Annotated in this window: 16 protein-coding genes and 1 pseudogene; 5 read left to right on the top strand and 12 right to left on the bottom strand. The window is 40.5% G+C overall.

All coding sequences use genetic code 11. From position 1 onward, the window contains the following. Positions 1–4: 4 nt before the first annotated feature. The 8 genes from AC1Z3S_RS15160 to AC1Z3S_RS15195 form a co-directional block, all read right to left on the bottom strand. Positions 5–1,516 (bottom strand): SpaH/EbpB family LPXTG-anchored major pilin, encoded by a 1,512-nt coding sequence (locus AC1Z3S_RS15160; RefSeq protein ID WP_461741054.1) that lies wholly within the window; start codon positions 1,514–1,516, stop codon positions 5–7. After that, the gene (locus tag AC1Z3S_RS15165) at positions 1,500–4,910 is read right to left on the bottom strand and encodes a SpaA isopeptide-forming pilin-related protein (RefSeq protein WP_461741055.1); all 3,411 of its coding nucleotides are present in this window, start codon (positions 4,908–4,910) and stop codon (positions 1,500–1,502) included. The genes AC1Z3S_RS15160 and AC1Z3S_RS15165 overlap by 17 nt, the downstream gene beginning before the upstream one ends. 926 nt (positions 4,911–5,836) lie before the next feature. After that, complete coding sequence (locus AC1Z3S_RS15170) at positions 5,837–7,195, bottom strand: C40 family peptidase (protein ID WP_461741056.1); 1,359 nt, start codon at positions 7,193–7,195, stop codon at positions 5,837–5,839. Between the two features lie 310 nt (positions 7,196–7,505). Then, positions 7,506–8,336: an RnfABCDGE type electron transport complex subunit B gene (locus AC1Z3S_RS15175; RefSeq protein WP_461741057.1), complete on the bottom strand. Its 831-nt coding sequence runs from the start codon at positions 8,334–8,336 to the stop codon at positions 7,506–7,508. A gap of 13 nt (positions 8,337–8,349) precedes the next feature. Then, positions 8,350–8,940: an electron transport complex protein RnfA gene (locus AC1Z3S_RS15180; protein WP_461736907.1), complete on the bottom strand. Its 591-nt coding sequence runs from the start codon at positions 8,938–8,940 to the stop codon at positions 8,350–8,352. Further along, positions 8,925–9,626: an electron transport complex subunit RsxE gene (gene rsxE, locus AC1Z3S_RS15185; protein WP_461741058.1), complete on the bottom strand. Its 702-nt coding sequence runs from the start codon at positions 9,624–9,626 to the stop codon at positions 8,925–8,927. The genes AC1Z3S_RS15180 and rsxE overlap by 16 nt, the downstream gene beginning before the upstream one ends. Beyond that, positions 9,595–10,194 carry an RnfABCDGE type electron transport complex subunit G gene (locus tag AC1Z3S_RS15190; protein WP_461741059.1) on the bottom strand — a complete coding sequence of 200 codons (600 nt, stop codon included), beginning with the start codon at positions 10,192–10,194 and terminating at the stop codon, positions 9,595–9,597. The genes rsxE and AC1Z3S_RS15190 overlap by 32 nt, the downstream gene beginning before the upstream one ends. Beyond that, a complete protein-coding gene (locus tag AC1Z3S_RS15195; RefSeq protein ID WP_461741069.1) occupies positions 10,184–10,804 on the bottom strand; it encodes an RnfABCDGE type electron transport complex subunit D in 621 nt (206 codons plus the stop codon). The genes AC1Z3S_RS15190 and AC1Z3S_RS15195 overlap by 11 nt, the downstream gene beginning before the upstream one ends. 346 nt (positions 10,805–11,150) lie before the next feature. Here AC1Z3S_RS15195 and AC1Z3S_RS15200 point away from each other — a divergent pair, with 346 nt between their 5' ends. Genes AC1Z3S_RS15200 through AC1Z3S_RS15220 form a run of 5 tightly spaced genes read left to right on the top strand, consistent with a single transcriptional unit; the run spans position 11,151 to position 13,790 of the window. Next, positions 11,151–11,462: a hypothetical protein gene (locus AC1Z3S_RS15200; protein WP_461741060.1), complete on the top strand. Its 312-nt coding sequence runs from the start codon at positions 11,151–11,153 to the stop codon at positions 11,460–11,462. Between the two features lie 15 nt (positions 11,463–11,477). After that, positions 11,478–12,854: a Y-family DNA polymerase gene (locus tag AC1Z3S_RS15205; RefSeq protein ID WP_461741061.1), complete on the top strand. Its 1,377-nt coding sequence runs from the start codon at positions 11,478–11,480 to the stop codon at positions 12,852–12,854. Beyond that, complete coding sequence (locus AC1Z3S_RS15210; protein ID WP_461741070.1) at positions 12,829–13,365, top strand: hypothetical protein; 537 nt, start codon at positions 12,829–12,831, stop codon at positions 13,363–13,365. The genes AC1Z3S_RS15205 and AC1Z3S_RS15210 overlap by 26 nt, the downstream gene beginning before the upstream one ends. Further along, entirely contained in the window at positions 13,352–13,609 is a 258-nt protein-coding gene (locus AC1Z3S_RS15215; protein ID WP_461741062.1) for a hypothetical protein, read from the top strand. Before AC1Z3S_RS15210 ends, AC1Z3S_RS15215 begins: the two co-directional genes overlap by 14 nt. After that, the gene (locus tag AC1Z3S_RS15220) at positions 13,530–13,790 is read left to right on the top strand and encodes a hypothetical protein (protein WP_461741063.1); all 261 of its coding nucleotides are present in this window, start codon (positions 13,530–13,532) and stop codon (positions 13,788–13,790) included. The genes AC1Z3S_RS15215 and AC1Z3S_RS15220 overlap by 80 nt, the downstream gene beginning before the upstream one ends. A gap of 194 nt (positions 13,791–13,984) precedes the next feature. Here the strand turns inward: AC1Z3S_RS15220 and AC1Z3S_RS15225 are convergent, their stop codons facing one another. The 4 genes and pseudogenes from AC1Z3S_RS15225 to AC1Z3S_RS15240 form a co-directional block, all read right to left on the bottom strand. Further along, complete coding sequence (locus tag AC1Z3S_RS15225) at positions 13,985–14,911, bottom strand: LysM peptidoglycan-binding domain-containing protein (RefSeq protein WP_461741064.1); 927 nt, start codon at positions 14,909–14,911, stop codon at positions 13,985–13,987. Between the two features lie 95 nt (positions 14,912–15,006). Continuing rightward, complete coding sequence (locus tag AC1Z3S_RS15230; RefSeq protein ID WP_461741065.1) at positions 15,007–15,327, bottom strand: phage holin; 321 nt, start codon at positions 15,325–15,327, stop codon at positions 15,007–15,009. Between the two features lie 14 nt (positions 15,328–15,341). Then, positions 15,342–15,731 carry a phage holin family protein gene (locus tag AC1Z3S_RS15235; RefSeq protein ID WP_461741071.1) on the bottom strand — a complete coding sequence of 130 codons (390 nt, stop codon included), beginning with the start codon at positions 15,729–15,731 and terminating at the stop codon, positions 15,342–15,344. A gap of 83 nt (positions 15,732–15,814) precedes the next feature. Beyond that, positions 15,815–18,174 (bottom strand): annotated as a pseudogene (locus AC1Z3S_RS15240) (hypothetical protein); the annotation flags it as partial.

Genomic DNA, 18,174 nt, shown 5'->3' on the forward strand with positions numbered 1-18,174 from the left:
TCCTTCATCCCTTATGCGAGTTATTTTTTGCCGATTTGCGGCGATATAAGATAAATCCAAATGTTAAAAGAAAAATCCCGCCAATCACAATCAAGCTTTTTTGAGTCAGCTCATTAGTCTGCGGCAATGGTGACTTGCCGCTTGTGTCAGGCGTCTTAGTTGTAGTTGTCGAATTTTTAATATTGACAACCTTTAAAGGCGTCTGCTGCGCTTGGTCCTCTGAATAGCTTGAAGCATCCACTGTAAATTGCACCAGCTCACTATTTATTTGGTAGCCGGTGGGGGCGGTGATTTCCTTCAGATAATAATTGCCATAGGCTAAGCCTGTGATTTCAAAGGCTCCATTAACACCGGATGTTAAAGTTACAATGCCAGTATCAGCAGCATCCTTTGTCCAAGCATAGCCTGTCTCAGTTTGTTTTAAATATTCTGATTGCTGGTTCAGCACCTCAAACTGCGCATTCGCCAAAGGAATACTTTGATCACTGGCATCCACCTTAACAAAAGCTTTGCCGCCGGTGACTGCGTCTACTTCTTTTTGCAGATTTTCATGATCGGTTTTTAGATACACGACATTTGCTAAATTTTCTGGAACAAATTGATTGCTATTGACAACCATCTGATAGGAAATAGTCAGCTCCTTACCAACATCAGCTCCTAAAAATTTTAACGCCGCATTACTGGCCAAAGTCAAACTAAAGCCGTGTTGATTTTTGGTCAGCGTAAACTGTGGTAAAACATCCTGACCATCAATCGTGACCTTTAAAGAAGCTTCATCTAAGTCTAAAAAATCACCGGCTTGATCACTAATCTGATAGCTTTGATAATCTAAAATATCAGCCGGAATGCTCGTGGTTGCCGTGTATTCAATCGCATCGCCATACTGATAATCTTTTTTTCCTGTAATGGTCTTGGTTAAATCAGGTGTGATGTGAGCAGTTTCTTCATTTTTTGGATATAGATGAATCGTTGTCAAAGCCTGGTTCTGCTCATCGTAAACCGGCAGCACAACCACCAAGTTAGTAGCCGCTGTCTTAACTCCAGTCGGCTTGGCACTTTCATTAAATAAATAGACTTTATCCGTGCCATCAGAAGCTTTGGCTGGTAATGAAAATTCAACGAGTCCATCTTGGCCGTCCTCAGTCGCTGTAACACCTGAGCTAATTTTTTGAGCAGTTATTTCAGTTGGCTCTAATTGCGCTAGCCGATTTTGGGTTTCAGCTACGCTTAGATTTTCCTCTGAACGCAGTTGATAATACTGCTGACTGACATCGTAAACATCAAAGGTCACCCCATTTAATCCGCGATAGCTTTCCAAAAGATTCGCCAGCTGGCCATCTTCAGTCCCTGAATTCAAAATTTCAGACTCTGGAGCTGCCCCATCAGGAAAAACAATTTTATGAAGAATAAAATTCACCTGTTGGTTGGCATCTTCAGCAGCATAGACGGCTGATTTGTCAAAGAAGAAAAAGAATCCGACTGTCAAAATCAGCAAGAGCCTAACTAATTTTTTCATCTGAGCCACCCCCTCGCCGATAAAAATATATTCCTGCTGCCAGCGTACCGATTATTCCAAGGGTTAGATACATGGCAATTCCGCTGCCGCCAGTTGCCGGTAACGGTACCTTCTTTTGATTTTTAATCGTAAAAGCAATTGTGTTTGTAGCCGTCTCACTATCAGCCAAACTTACAGAGGTTTGGGCTTCAGAAAAGCCAGCCGGATAATCTTCACCGACATAGCTCACCGAAACAGACCCATCGGCAGAAATAACTAATTCAAAATATCCCTGTAATTGCCGATAATCAGCAGGCGCCCCAGTTTCCTTTAGATAGTAAATCGTCCCTTTTTGTTCGGCTAGCTCTGTGTTGTAACTCAAGGTAAAAGGCTGTTGCGTTTGCGAATCAATAAACGCTAGTGACCCATCGCTTTCCGAGCTAGTCGCCGTCGCCAAAATATTGCTCACTATTCCTTGGCTGTCGACTGCTGTGCCGAGTTCAAAATCGGCCCCGCCAAGAGAACTTGTTTCCTGATTGGCATCAACCTTTGTCAAGTTTAATTGGTAGACTTTCAATTGATTCGTCAACGTGTCATCTTCATTTTCCCCGGCTGAAATTGTGATAACACCTTGATCATCACTGGCCGAAAAATTACTCAATGTTTTTGTTTCGCCAGTAAGATTGTTAGTTAAAAGAGCCCCATCGGCTGTAATTTCTAGCTTCCAAGTCGCAGATTCCAAAGCAAAACCTGTCGGTGCCTCAATTTCTTTAAGGGTATAGCTTTGGCCCATTTCCAAGAGACCGCCGCTAAAAATTAAACTGCCTTGTTCATTTGAGCTTGCGGTAATTAGTGGATCGGTTGCATCCGTTGTTCCTTGATAGATAGCAAAAGTCGCACCCGCTAAAGGATTGCCGGCTTGATTAACTTTTGTCAAAGCAAGATTGAAGGCACCCTTCGTTTGAATTTCAACTTGATTAGAGCTCAAGGTACTTGTTGTGCCACTGGCAAAGGTAAAGGCGGAAGTTGCTGTATTGGTAATCGGTGTCAAGCTCGGTGCATCACTAGTTAAATGAGCCCTGATTTGAACAGACACTTCACCGCCATAAATCGGATTTGCATCGTCACTGCCAGTACCTTTGGCACCGCTTTGGGCATTTAATAATGCCACGCCTGCAGTTGTAAAAGTAATTGTCAATTGTCGATTATTATTTTCAGTAGGTAAGCTAACTGAATAATACTTGGAAGCTAAAACTGCCCCGTGCAAATCATAAACAATAATATCCTCGCTGCTAGGAAGAGCAACTTCAGCGGGCCAAGTGTCACTCAGACTGATTCCTGTCGGTGTGATAAAACTTTGTCCGGTTAAATCAATCATTTTTTGATTGATATAATAATAAAAACTGTCCCCTTGATTTAGATAACGTTCCGCTTGTGGAACAATTCCAGCATCAGCGGCCTCGCTAGTTGGAAAATGTCCAGCAACCCAATCGTTAGTCCCATAAGCCGCATCCCAAGCGCGATCTAAATCGTTATAATGACTGGCATTCTTGGCGGTTTGGCTATTTTCAGAGTAGGTTTTCGTTGCTGAATCATAGGTATAACTCGTTAAACTCTCGACTGTTTTTGTAGGGGCCGATTGAATGACTGATTGCTGCGAAGAAATCGCACTTGTTGAAAAAGTGCTCCATGCTTCGCCATACTCAGAACCTAAGATAAAAGAATAACCGCTGGTGCTGCTGCCAACTTTATTTAATTCAAAAGAGACAGCGTTTTTGGCGGCAGTCTCTCCACCGAGGTAATCGGTGAAAGCTGCATTAATTGTTGCAGCGTAAACACCCTTCACACCAGTGTTGAAAGAAGTTTTACCTTCAGGGACAATTCCGTTGGCATAATAATTCATATTAGTTCCGACACCGGCTGCGTCACTGACAATTCCTTGGGCACCATTTCCAGCAGCGACATATTCCAGCTGACCGGTAGCGTGATTCATAGAAGCAAAGGTCATGTAAGCAGCCGAGCTACTGTCGCTGATTGCCATCTGTTGAGGCAAAACTTGCTTGATGGCTGCTGCCAGTGAAGAGCTATTGGCTGCTGTAATATCCGCTAAAGAAATAAAACTGCCGTTATTGGCTGTGTCGTTCATATCATAAAAGCTAAAGGTTACGGACATCTGTGAGATATTATAGTATTCAATCCCAGAATAAAAATTATTGGAGACTTGAATCCGCGGTTGGCTGCCCTTAGTTTGAATGTTTGATAAAGTTAGCATAATCCCTAAACGATGGGTTACTTGTCTAGTTTGAGTTGCCCCACTCGCATCCACATAGGTTTCGCTACCAATAAAACTGCCGGCATTGTCATAAAATACTTGAACCGTTTGATTCGTCAACTTGCTTGAACCAAAGATAATTGAAATACCGTTGCTCGGATTTGTTCCGTTTCTGCCCATATAAACACTGCGAAGTTTTGAAGTGAACTCGTTAGGATTGTTATACAGACTGCCGTTTGGGACAGTCGTTGCTAAAGGAATAATTTTAGTGCTCTGACTGCTGCTGCCAGTTGCAAAACTATCTGAGTCATCATTATCGATGCCTCCGGCTAGGCCATCTGAGGTATAGACCCGCAAGTTACTTCTGGCGTCAGCAGTTGTGACCAATTGTTCCCCCATCAAGCTTCCCATGTCGATGGCGCCGGCGTCTCCTAAACTCAATTCGTTAGAAGAATCAGTTTCAGAAATAGCTGTCGAACTTTCAGTCGCTTCATCAGTTGAATCCATATTGCTTTCTGATGTGGTGCTAGTTGTTGAACTATCTGAAGTAGTCAACTCTGAAGATTGGTTTTCGCCACTAGTTTCTTCGCTAGATTCTGTTGCTGATGTAGCTGCTTCAATATGCAAAGTTATCGGTGTTGCAGATTCTCGTATGTTTGTTTGTCCGCCTTGAGTATCAGTTTGATACAAGGCACTGACTACCTGAACATCTGACACAAAATCCGTTGTAAATTTTAAGACAGCATCTTTTGTTTCAATGGTACTTGTAGCCGTTTGAAGCAGCTCACCAGTTTGTTGGCCATCTGTTAATAATTGATAGGAAAAATTATCCGTCATCCCTTCTGCCAATGTCGGTTGAATTGAATTGCCTTGCCTATCAAGCAAGTTAAAGCCCACAAACCGCTGTTCAGTTGATGCTGTTGTTGTGTAATTAATTGTCCAATTAATTTTATTATCAGCTGTTATTTCATAAGAAATTGTTCCATTGCCATCACTATCATTGTATAACTCCGTTTGTTCGTTATCCGGAATTTCTTCTGCTAAGGCCTGCAAACCAAAAATCATTGAAATTCCGATAGGCAACAGGATGATCATCACAGAAAATAAATTTAAATACCTAGATTGTAGCAACTTCTTAAACATTCATTCCCCTCCAAACTACCAAAAACTAAAACGCAAAACCCTTAACTAGTTATGAATTCGTGGATCATTTTACTGATCACAAAAAAAATATTCAACTGTACCAATTTTTATTTTTAATTTTCCTGACTCTTTACCAGCATAACTCATCTGTTTTTTTATCAGACTTTGTTAGCAGCTAGAAATCTTGAACATTCGTTATTTAATATCGAATTTTCTTTCTTCACTAAATTTAAAAAGCTAGTTTTTTTACCGAATCCAACTTTTTAAATTTTTATTTGTAGAAAAAAATTATCTAATCTCTTATCAACTTACGAAACTCTGAAAAGTAATTTAATTTGATTATCAAATTATAATTATTTAAAATAGTTATTCTCAGATTTGGAAAATTGCCGAATTTTCGTCAGTTATGCCGTTATCTGACATCAAAGTTAACGCAAAAGAAACTTATTTTCCGCTAAATCCCTTTAAAAAAATCTTCTTTACGAATGAATGAAAGGGATATTCTAGCAAAAAACCAGCCGTCTTCTTAAGAAATTCTTAATAATTAATATCATAAATTTCATAAATTTGATTCTTTTTAATTGAAAAGCGAATAAACAGAGACTTTTTTATTCTTTTAATCAGCAGGAGGAATCCTTTATTTGTTAAAAAGCAAAAAAAGCGAGATTTCTCTCACTTTCCAAAACAACATAATAAATATCCCAGAAATATTTTTTCATTGATTTTATTTTGAAGGAGTTGCTAGCAGCAGGATAAATAATTGCTAGCTGTTTAGAGAGGACGAAAAAAAATTCATTTTAGCTGTTTTTCCAAAATAAAAAGAACAGCTTAATCTCTAGCGCCTTTACTAATAGAGGCTCCTTGAAGAGATTAAACTGTTCAAATGTAATTGCAATATAAGCTTGGCTAAATGATTAGCTGATGGTTTAACCTAAAACATTCACGGCAAAACTTGGTGTGTAGTAAGCTGTGCTAGTAATTTTTACAACATCACCTGTTTGTGGTGCGTGAATAAATTGGCCGTTGCCTAAATAAATTCCTACGTGATACGTACCGCCACGAGAACCAAAGAAGACTAGGTCGCCAGGTTGTGCTTCAGAGACAGAAATCATTGTACCCGCGTATTCTTGGGTAGTCGTCACACGACCGATACTAATACCGGCAGCATTTGAATAGACATAAGAAGTTAATCCAGAGCAATCAAAACCACTAGGAGTTGAGCCGCCCCATACATAAGGAATTCCTAAGAATGTTTGGGCGTAGGCAACAATTGCACTCCGCGCGTCTGAAGTTGAAGCAGAGCTAGTACTGCTAGAGCTTGTTGATGAACTGCTGGATGAACTAGAAGAGCTTGTTGAGCTCGATGAATTGCTAGTCGAGCTACTAGTGGATGATCCACCATTGCTGGCAGTTGAACTGTCAGTAGTTGAACTGTTAGACTCAGTTGATGTTCCTGATGACTGAGTAGTTGAATCAGTCGCGGCAGTTGAGCTGGTTGTATCTTCTGTTGCAGTTACATCAGTAGCCGCAGCAGATTCGATGGCAGCTTGTTCTTCAGCAGCGGCAGCTTGAGCAGCAGCTTCTTGTTCAGCTGCTAATTCAGCAGCGGCTGCTTCTGCAGCAGCTTGTTCAGCTTCCAAGGCAGCTTTGTCCTGTTCAGCAGTTGCTTGTTGAGCTGCTAAGGTTGTTGTTAAAACATCTAATTCAGCTTGTTTGCTTAAAAGATTCCCTTTTTGGGTTTCTAAATCAGCCTGTGTTTCATTTAATTCAGTTTGCTTTGCTGTAACTTCCGCTTGTTTTTCTTCAACAGCGTCTTTGTCAGCTTTTTGCTGGTTGACTAAATCGTTATTAGCACTCATCAAAGTTGTCATGGCAGTTACTTTTGATACTGCATCTGAGATTGAATCAGCATCCAACACCGCATCGATTAAGCTGGTGCTTTGATTACTAACTTGAGCATCTCTAGCTTGCTCTTCAATAGTACTTTGGCGCTTTTCAATCCGTGTTTCTAAATCAGCAATTTGATTTTGTAAATCTTCAGCTTCTTGGGTTAAAGCGGTTTGTTGTTCTTGTAAATCTGCCGCTTGGCTATTAATATCATCCACTTCAGATTGTACTGTTGAAATTTGCGATTGAATATCTGTTTGTTGGTCAGATAAACTGTCAATCAAATCTTGTTGATTTTGAATTTGCGTATCATAGTCTGCTGCAGAGGCCGCAAGTGGTGCAGCGACTGATAAAGCAACGGCGCATACCATAACAGTTGACAAAACTTTTTTGTTCAAAATCCTACCTCCATTTATGTACTGTATTTTTGCATTCTCTCGAACACACTTAACCCTATCACAGCATTATGTCATGAAAGTAAAACTAGTATTACATTCATATTTCATAACAAATCTTACCAATTCTGTCATGAAAATTTCTTAAAAAATTCACAAATAAATTTTAATAAATCGACCTTCATAAGACAATTCCCTCCGAAAAAAATAAAATTTCTCTTCAAATTGATGAGGATTTTCATTTGCGGAAAAAATGCCAAAAAAATAAGCTCAATTTCTTCACAAAGAAATTGAGCAAAAAATGACCTTCAAATTATTCAGCTAAAATTTCTTTTGCGACGGCAGTAGTCCCCTGCATTTGCAAAATACAATTTTGCGGGCAAGCGGTCACACACTCTCCGCAATTTGTACATAAATCAGGGGTAATCACCGCTAGATTATCGACGATTTCAATTGCGTTTTCAGGACATACTTTGATGCATTTGCTGCAGGTAATGCAGCCGACACTGCAAATTTTCTTGACGCCCCCGCCCCGCTCAGTATTCGAGCAAGCGACAATTGCCGTATTTTCGGCTGGCAGCATTTTGATTAATAGCTTTGGACAAGCGCTGATACATTTCAAACAGCCGACACATTTATTCGGCTTAATTTTAGCCACACCGTCAATCATTTCAATGGCGTCATAATCACAACTAACAAGACAATCGCCATAACCTAGACAGCCTTGTTGGCAGGCCCCTTGACCGCCGAAAACCTGATTGGCAGCGTAACAGGTTTTCGCCCCTTGATAATCCATCTTGGTTTGGGTAAATTGACACAGCCCATTGCAGCGAACAAAGGCAGCAGTCTTTTGAAAACTGCCGGCCGTTTCGCCTAAAATTGCCGCCAATTTTTCTTGCGTATCTGCTCCGCCTGGGGTGCATAAACCGCCACCAGCTTCATCTGCCGCCATTGCTTTGGCATAACCATCACAACCAGAAAAACCACAGGCACCGCAGTTGATTCCCGGAAGAGCTGCTCGCAATTCAGTTTCTTTTGGATCCTCCGGTGTGCGAAACACAATCGTGGCAATCGACAAGCCAATCCCAGCAATTAATCCAAGAAGGCCGACTAATAAGACAGGATAAAAAATACTTTCAAACATTGACAAGCCTCCTCTATTGGAATAATCCTTCCGCCAAACCAGCAAAACCTAAAAATGATAGGGATACTAAAGCAGCTGAAACCAAAGTGATTGGTAACCCCTTCAGGTTTTCAGGAATATCATTGGCTTCTAAGCGTTGCCGTACACCGGCAAAAATTACCATCGCCACTAAAAAACCAAGACCTGCACTGAAGGCGTTAAAAATAGATTCAAGATAGCTATAACTCTTGGAAAAGTTTAAAATCGTTACCCCTAATACAGCACAGTTAGTCGTAATCAATGGCAAATAAATTCCTAAAGCATTATATAAAGAAGGCATGTATTTTTTTAAGATGACCTCTACCAGTTGAACTAAAGCTGCTATCAATAAAATAAAGACGATTGTCTGCAAATAATCTAAACCGGCCGGTACTAAAATCATTGTGTAAATCGGATAGGTTGCGAGTGTAGCAATCACCATGACAAAAGTCACTGCAATCGACATTCCGACTGCCGTATTTAATTTCTTGGAAACTCCTAAGAAGGGACAAATCCCCAAAAATTGCGATAAGACAAAATTATCTGTGAGCACACCGGCTACTAAAATCGTTACGAAGGCTTGCATGAGTCATCCCCTCCAGTCTGTTTTGCTTGAAGTGCGTTTGGATCGCAGACTTCTGCAATCGGACAACTTGCACATTCTAATTTGTGGGCTTGATATTTGCTGTATTTATTAACGAGCATCACCAACATCCCGAAAACAAAAAATCCTCCTGGTGGCAACAATAAGATAGTCATTGGCGTAATCCAATTGGCGGTAATCGTTAGGCCAAGCAAGATGCCGCTGCCGATTAATTCTCTAATGCCTCCCATCAAAAAGAGCGCTGCAGTAAAACCAACCCCCATGCCAAGACCATCTAAAGCCGAATACAAAACTGGATTGTCTTTGGCATACGCTTCTGCTCGTCCTAAAATGATGCAGTTAACCACAATCAATGGCAGATAAATCCCCAAGGTAGCGTCCAAAGCAGGCGCTAAAGCCTTCACTAAAAATTGAACCACTGTCACAAAGCCTGCAATAATTGTGATGAAGGCGGGAATTCTAACCTGCGGCGGAATAACTTTCCGCAATAGTGAAATTACCACATTGGAACCTAATAGAACAACGGTTGCCGCCACTCCCATTCCCAAGCCATTAAAAGCAGAGGTGGTCACGGCTAAGGCAGGACAAGTACCTAAAACTAATTTTAAAACAGGATTTTCTTTAATAATTCCTTTACTAAAAATCGGGAATAATTTTTGTTTTTCCAATACCTTTCCTCCTCCCTTTTAGGGAATTAAATTCAGATAAATCGAGGGCTTCGTTGACAGCAGCGACCACTGCATTTGAAGTTTTTGTAGCGCCGGTGACGGCCACAATCTCCCCAGCGGTGCCGGTGGCTGTCTTGGTGACGACTGGTCGGGTGCTCAATTGGTTAAACTGTTCTAAAAAACTTTGGTTTGTGACGTTTTGACCGAGCCCAGGGGTTTCATTGCTGGCATCTAAGACTGCAACCCCTAAGACTTCACCTTGATAAATTGCCGTCATCACAGAGACATCACTACCGTATCCATAAGCGGCAGTTTCAAAAAGATAGCCGCTAACCTCAGAACCATTTTTGGCTTCATAGGCAACTTCGCCATCTGCTAAAGTAATTTCTTCATAGCTAGATGCTGTAATTAATTCTGCCATCACCGCCTGTTTTTGCTGCCACTCCTGTTCGGCAATGCGCTCTGCAAAAACATAGCGGGTACCAGCGACACAAAGAGTCACCACTAAACAAATGGTAACCAGACAGATTGTGGCAGTTAAAATTGATTTACTGTCTTTAGTTTTCACGCTGCTTCACCTCCCGGCCAAAGGTCTTAGGAATCGTCAAACTTTCAATCAGAGGCACTAAAATATTCATTAATAAAATGGCGTATGAAACCCCTTCTGGCAAAGCGGCAAAAAAGCGAATCGCTACAGTGATCACGCCACAGCCGACAGCGAAGACAATTTTGCCATTTCTAGTGACCGGCGATGTGGTGTAATCAGTCGCCATAAAAATGGCCCCCAACAATAAACCTCCCGCCAGTACATGATATAAAGGATTACCTCCTAATAAAAAACTCAAGAGAGCAACTGTTCCAATAAAAACCGTGGGAATCAGTGGTGAAATTACTTTGCGGAAAATCAGGTAGGCCCCGCCGAGAAGTAAAGCAAGTCCACAGGTTTCTCCCAAACTGCCGCTGCGGACACCTAAGAACATGTCCAGTAACGAAGGCAACGAACTTTCTGCACCAGAGAGAAAAGTCGCCGTAGTCGTGACATCGATTCGTTGAGAATATTCAAAGGGAACAACCCAAGCGCTCATCTGAGAGGCAAAAGACATCAAGAGAATGATGCGGGCAGCAATGGCAGGATTGACAAAATTTTGACCGATGCCCCCGAAAAATTGTTTAACAATAACAACTTCTACATATACTTTGTTATAACAATCTAATTAAAGTTCCGATATAATAGGCTTTTACTCTCTTTTTTATTTTTTAGAAAATCTTCAATATACAAAATTTGGTATTCAAATGGTATTCATTTTATCCCTATTCACCCACCCCGCCACTTTTCTTAAAATAGGGAGTTTTAAAATCATTTCTCACACAAGATTAGTTCGATGCAAAGAAAATTGAATTATTAAGAAGATAGAAATTAGCTTTGGCCAAAAATGGTCAAAGCATTTTTATTTGTTCCCCTTTACAAAAACGAACATTTGTTCGTATAATGATATTACTAAATAGGATAAAGGAGTGGTATTCGTGAAATACAGAGACTTCAAAAATCTTCTTGAAGAAAACCTAAAATCATATTCTCTAGCTCTTGAGAAAGTCAGTGACTATGAAGAAGCTAAGAATAAAAAAAGAACTGGCAAAAATAAGTGGCCACAAAAGAAAGTAGACAAAGCTAAAGAAACAACTTGGGATAATATATGTAAAAATCTTTATGAGTCTGTAAAGTCAAAAGTAAATAGCAAACCTCTATACCCTGAAAAGGAATGGCTTGACTATATAGAAAAACACAATTTTTATGAGAATGTAGACGACATGCTCGCTGAACTAGAATTCGAGTAAGTAGGAGGTTTTTGTATGAATCCATTTGGCGCAAACCCTGTCTTTGATTATTCAAAAGAACCTCGGAGAGATATACTCTGCATCGACTGCAAGTCGTTTTACGCCAGCGTTGAGTGTGTCGAGAGAGGCCTCCACCCTCTTAAAACGGAATTAGTTGTTATGAGTTATCCTTCTGACAATCCTGACGAGCGAGGGAGCGGATTGATTCTCGCAAGCTCGCCAGCTGCTAAGCGCAAGTATGGCATTAGCAATGTCAGTCGCGCAAGGGACCTGCCCTTCCCTTATCCAGACAGCCTAATTATTGCTCCCCCTCGCATGGCTTATTATATGAAGAAAAACATGGAAATTAACAACATCTACAAGAAATATGCTGATGAGAAAAATCATCATGTCTACTCTGTTGATGAATCGTTCGTAGATGTTACGGAGGGCATGAAGCTTTGGGGTGCCAGAGACGCCAATGAAATGGCCCGAATTATCCAAACTGATGTCTATAACCGAACAGGGATATTCACAACAGTTGGCATCGGTGATAATCCCCTTCTCGCTAAACTCGCTTTAGATAATGAAAGTAAGAAAGCTCCTGACTTTAGAGCAGAATGGCGTTATGAAGATATACCAGAAAAGCTCTGGCCAATCGACAACATAACCGATATTTGGGGAATCGGACGCAAAACCGGTAAGAAACTAAATGACCGGGGTATTCAGACAATGTATGACTTAGCTCATTACGATTATTACCAACTTAAGGCCGCTATGGGTGTCTTGGGGACTCAATTATTTGCGCACGCTTGGGGAATTGACCGCACTTTTCTAGGCCAATCCTATAAACCAAAGAGCAAAAGTGTTGGTAATTCTCAGGTTCTTAATAAAGACTATATCAAACGAAGTGAAATCGAGGTTGTTGTAAAGGAAATGGCGGATCAAGTCGCTACCCGCCTCCGCAGGATGGGAGCGAAAGCCCAAACAATTAGTCTTTGGATTGGATATTCCCTCGCTTATATTTCTCCAGATGGTAAAACTGGATTTCATCAACAGCTTAGAATACCGCAGACAAACAGCACAAGAGAAATTTCCAGCTACCTTCTGAAAATATTTGATAAGCACTACACATCTCAAGAAGTGAGAAATATCGGTGTGAATGCTTCAAATTTAGTTTCAACTAATTCTCTTCAGCTCAATCTTTTTGAAGAGCCTGACGAACAGGTTCACGATATGAAAGTGGACTATGTAGTCGATACAATCAGAAAAAAATATGGGTTTAAAGCGATTGTTCATGCTACAAGTCTTATGGATGGCGGCCGTGCGATTGACCGAAGCTCTTTGGTCGGAGGACACGCCGGAGGAATGAGCGGGATTGAAGGTGATCCTGGTGGAAAAGCGAAGAAGTAAAAAGTTCTTTATTGATTACAACGAATATCGGGACCGGCCCTTTGGCTTAAAATGGGGTACAGCTTACGCAATGGATGAGCTGGTTAAAGGGATTGATGAGAATAAGCTGCAGGCTTTAAAAGATAATGTAGCACTCCAATCAATGACTCAAGAAGAAATTGATGCTGTTTTGTCAGAGTCATTTCTCTACCATAAAGAAGTTGAAATACAGTTGCATTTAAAAGATGAGTTTGGAAGATTGTTAGACAATGTGACTGGCTGGTTTTCTGGTGAAGCTTACGAGGACTATTTTGTAATTGATGATAAACCGATTATGTGGGAAGATGTTCGCCATATCGAGATTAAACAGGAAAAGAAGTGGTTTGACATAGATATTTTTGAATCTAAGAATGAGCCAGTAACTCAACTTACTTCCCTTCCCCCAGAGATTGAAACTATTGAGGATTTTGATTATCAAGACTTCTATGATGACATTCCAGATTTTGCGGAGGATTCAAATGAACATAATTGAGCGTTATGAAGCTGGTCTATGTAGTCTTGAAGAATTAACAGATAGAATTCATGGATTAGTGGATGAATCAATGGAGGATGTGTTGGGATATGACAAACTAGCTTTTTATGTTGAATTGGCAAATGGATGTCACGATGAGCCTTTTTATACAGGAGGACAAGATAATGGAAACTTTGAAAGGAACAGTTACAAAGATAAAAGTATTGCAGATGTCGAATCGTCCGCTAATCCGTTTCTCTGTTGACGGTCAGTCCGCAATTATGGCTAAACACTCACTGAATTTCTTGGCTGATGTTGATGAAGGAATGACTATTGCTGTAGCTGGTTACTACAATCCACGAAAGCAATTTGTTGTTCAGAAATATTCTGTCATTGGTAAAACTAAGTTGATGCTTGAGTTCGAGCTACTTAAAGCTAGAATGTAAAAAGTAAACAAGATTACACCTCATCTATTTTTTACAACTATCGTACAATTTGAGCTTGATTTTAACAACCGCAGCTTTTCTACCGTGTATGAACTTTTATACAATTTTCTTCCAGAAACATCAACTATCGCTTTAAACTAACTCGAATGTCAAACAAAAAAGCCGCTACTCAATTAAGAGTAGCGGTTATTAATTTAGAATGTATTTTGATTTAATCTAGTTTGCATAGCTTTGACCATCAAGGATGGCTCACTGATGATTCCATCTTGAACAGTACCAAAATATTTTTGCATTGCTCGGATTGTGTTTGGTCCAATAATGCCATCGGCAGTAGTGCCGACTTTCCACTGAATTGCTTTGTAAGTTTCAGGACCTTTGATACCATCGACTGTAACTCCTAAAACTTGTTGAATCCGGCGTGTTGTCGCAGAACCCCAGTAACCATCTACGGCAATTTGATGACTGCTAGGCGTTGAGGAGCTACCCGACGTCTTCAATGTTTGGCCGATAAAAATCAAGTCAGAACTAAGGTTATTTAGCTGCTTCAAAGAAGCCACTGTTGTGTTGAATTTTTGAGAAATCTTCCACAAGCTATCACCGGCTATGACTGTGTAAGTACCAGTAGAAGGGGTTGAACCGCTATTGCCACCAGAGGAACCAGAAGCCCCGTAGGCTGGGCGACCAAAGCCAACGATAAATTGCATTGTGCGGCGCATCTTCATTACTTGATTGGAGACATTACCCTCAACAGTATTTACAGAACCGTCCGCATTAACTGATACCACAATTCCGACGTGATCGATTGCTGAAATATTTTTACTTCCGCCCCAGTCAAAAAACACCATGTCGCCGGGTTGAGGATTGCTTCGGAAGAATCTGCCTTGTTGATTAAAAGCAGATGCCACAAAAACGGTGTAAGCTGACTTAGTTCCATACAGATTAGAAATACCTAGCTCTTGGAAACAACACCAAATCATAGCCTGACACCAAGCATAGGCAGAGCCAGATACATCTCTACCATAATACTTGGTATTAAACTCAACGTTATTCGACCCCATAGGGTTTTCTTTAATGCCAACCTTAGATAACATCCAGTTGACTACATCATTTGCTGTTGCCATTGTCTAGCACCTCGTCTCCCGGTCTTGGACCATTGTCATTGGACATTGTAGCTGTTAGTTCTTCTTCAGGAACCGCTAATTGTTTGTCGTCCATATTATTCAAATCCTTTCCGTTCTTCTTGTGGCTGAACGTTTTTTTCTTTTGGTGCTTCGTACGTTAACGCCTGAACACTATCCCCTACTCCCTTAGTTGTTGGGTCAGGAATTAAGTTAATAGCATTTAAAACGGTCAGACCAACTAAATAAGGATTAGAGATTGCTGACACAAACACATCTCCTAGCGCTGACCAAGATGTAAGGTCAGTTACTTCTAATCCCATATAAACTAAAATCGGTACCAATAAGGCACCGATAAACCGAATGACAAACGTTAAATTATGTTTGTTAAAGCGTACTTTCCAGTTAATTTTTTTCATTTTATTTTTCCTTTCTATTTTGGCCATATCTTTTTTATAAATTCTAGAAATACTGTAATTTCATTCCCCATCTTCTTGTGATTTTCAAGAATTGATTTGATTTCCATCACAAGATAACCGAGATATAAAACATATATCAATCCTATTCCAGCGCCTCCCGGTACTAAAGGCGCTAAAGGAATAAAGAAAAATAGTAAAGAAATACTTGCCACTTTTCTTATGATGCCGTTAATACCGACTTTAGATGTAAATTCAATTTCCGGATTAATTTTCGCTGCTAATGTTCCTGTCGCAAAATCAATAATCATTGCAATACAAATTAACATCAGGACGTACATCACTTTGTCATCCGCATCGTGAGTTATCTTTTCTAAAAAATCGAAAATTTCTCCGTTATTACCCATGATAGGTAGTTCTTCGCCGTTCATATCTCACCAACTTTCCTCAAAATAAAAAGACCTGCCGTAGCACGTCTGTTTTGCTGTAGCTATAATCTTGCTTGGTTTATAAATGTCACCGTGATAGTAAATTTTAAAGTTGCTGTGTTTCCGAAAAATGATTTTATTGTAAAACCAATTCGTTTATTTCTAGCTTCAAATGCCGCCCCGAAAAACATCACATCATTAAACCCATTCAATGAGTCAACATCACAACTAAGATAGCTATACCCAGTTGGAATCGTTATATTAATCGTACGATATAACATTGCGTTCGCTGCTATAGTAACTTCCAGCGAAACAACTTGTTGTTTAAAAACGGGACCCGCTAATTGTTTAGCGTCTAACCAACCTGAATTTCCTTCGCTGTCTTGTAAAAATAATTGTCCCTGAGTTAATTGTTGTCTAGAACGTACAGTTCCATTCTCATTCAAAACTACTTGGTCTAATCCAACAGGATTGTATATTGTCTGAATAGGAAAAGTATTGTCAACCAAACCAGTAGAATTCAACTCGCCATTGACTAGCGTTGTCGTACCAGTTGCCGTACTACCAGAATTGTTAGGTAATGGAACCTTCGTAAAGGTGTTAACAAATCTAGATGCGTTAATCTCCACTCCAGACAAAGTCTTAAACACGCCATTTTCAATGGCCACATTCTCGACAATTAGATTATCAATGGACATTCCCCACGTATCCCATTCGCTGCCTGTCCAACGTTTTATCATGATAGGTTCCGTTGACGTGTCTTGCCATAGTTGATTGACTTCCGGTGACTGTGGGGCTGTTTGAGACACGATGATTCCACTAGTACCGTCTTTACCGGCCATACCCACAGTGTAATTGCTTTTCTTAGTACCGTCGGTAAACGTGAACGTTGTTCTAGTCCATAAATATTGCCCTGCCTTCATTTGAGGAATGGCAGTCGTCCACGTACCAGTTGGCGGCGTTGTGCCGGAACTTGAGACTTGGTAGTCAACGATTGTAGACCCGGGAACAATCCCTACACCGTCTTTTCCATTTGTGCCGTCCTTACCGTTTGAACCATCAGCGCCATCTTCTCCTAAGATACGTACCCATACATAATCAGCAGGATTAGTAGAGGCTTCTTGCTTATTATCTGAATAAACACCTTGATATTTTAAGTGTGATTGCCGAATTTCATAATTGGTAATATTTGCAGTATAAGGTCTATTATATATACCTCTATTTGGTTGTATGAATAAACCAGGATTTTCAGAAGTCGGCTTAGTATCTTTAACAGACATTACTAATCGAATATGGTAGGTTTGGTTAAGGTTAAAATTAGTTACAACTCCGTTTAACCACATCTTATTTGATTGCAATACTCCATCCAAATATATTAGCACCGTATCCTTAAATGTGTCCTGATAATGTCCAGCTATCATTGTTACTACCCCCGATGTAACTGTAAAATCAAATTCCACATCGTATATATAACCATTTTTAAATATGTTCTCTCGAACAACAATACCAAAATAACCACTATTTTTACTAGTCAATCCAATATTATGGTCAACAGGGTCAATGCTTACCACATTATTTGCATCAGCATTTCTTCTAATAATATCATTTGGAGTACTAATATCTGTCCGAGAGTAGCTAGTAGCGAAACCCTCCTTCCCATCTGCTGAATTTGCCCATGCAATGTGTGTGTATGCATCATCTCCCTTAACCTTTGTCCAACTATATTTCGTAGGATCGGTCGAATCTGCCGATGTATAATCTGTGTATGTTCCCATATACAATTTATTTACAGAAACTGAGGTACTAAAATCTGTCTTACCATCTGCTGAGTTTGCCCATGCTGTATGGAAATAAGGTGTTTTGCCATCAGTTCCAGCCGCACCGGGAATTCCTTTTTCACCCGGGTCCCCAACATATTTCGACCAAAGATATTTACTAGGGTCTGTTGAGTCTTCCGCTGTAAAATCAACATACATCCCGATAAACGTTTTACCTGTTGGCGATTGAGAGAATCCACCACCTGAGATATTGTCTGCGTATGCTATGTGAGTGTATTGAGTTTTCCCATCAGCACCCGTAGGACCACGGACTCCTTGCGTTCCTTGAGGACCCTGCAACCCCTGAACACCTTGGTCGCCTCGGTCTCCCTTATCCCCTTTTTCTCCATCCTTCCCATCGGAAATGTTGCTGACAGTGACTTCTGCACTACCTACGACTTTTCCATCGGTATTGACTGCGTCGAAACGATACACAGCCTTATCGGCGACACTCGTTGCAAGAATCGTCATTTCCTTGCCTGTGGCCACTACTGCGCCATCTTTAAACCAATTAATGACAAACTGGTCTGTTTTGTCAGCCCCGACATCACGCACACTGGCTTCTAACGTCGTTGCCCCTTCGTTATTTTTGAAGACTACGCCGT

Source organism: Enterococcus sp. LJL90, from assembly GCF_056924355.1.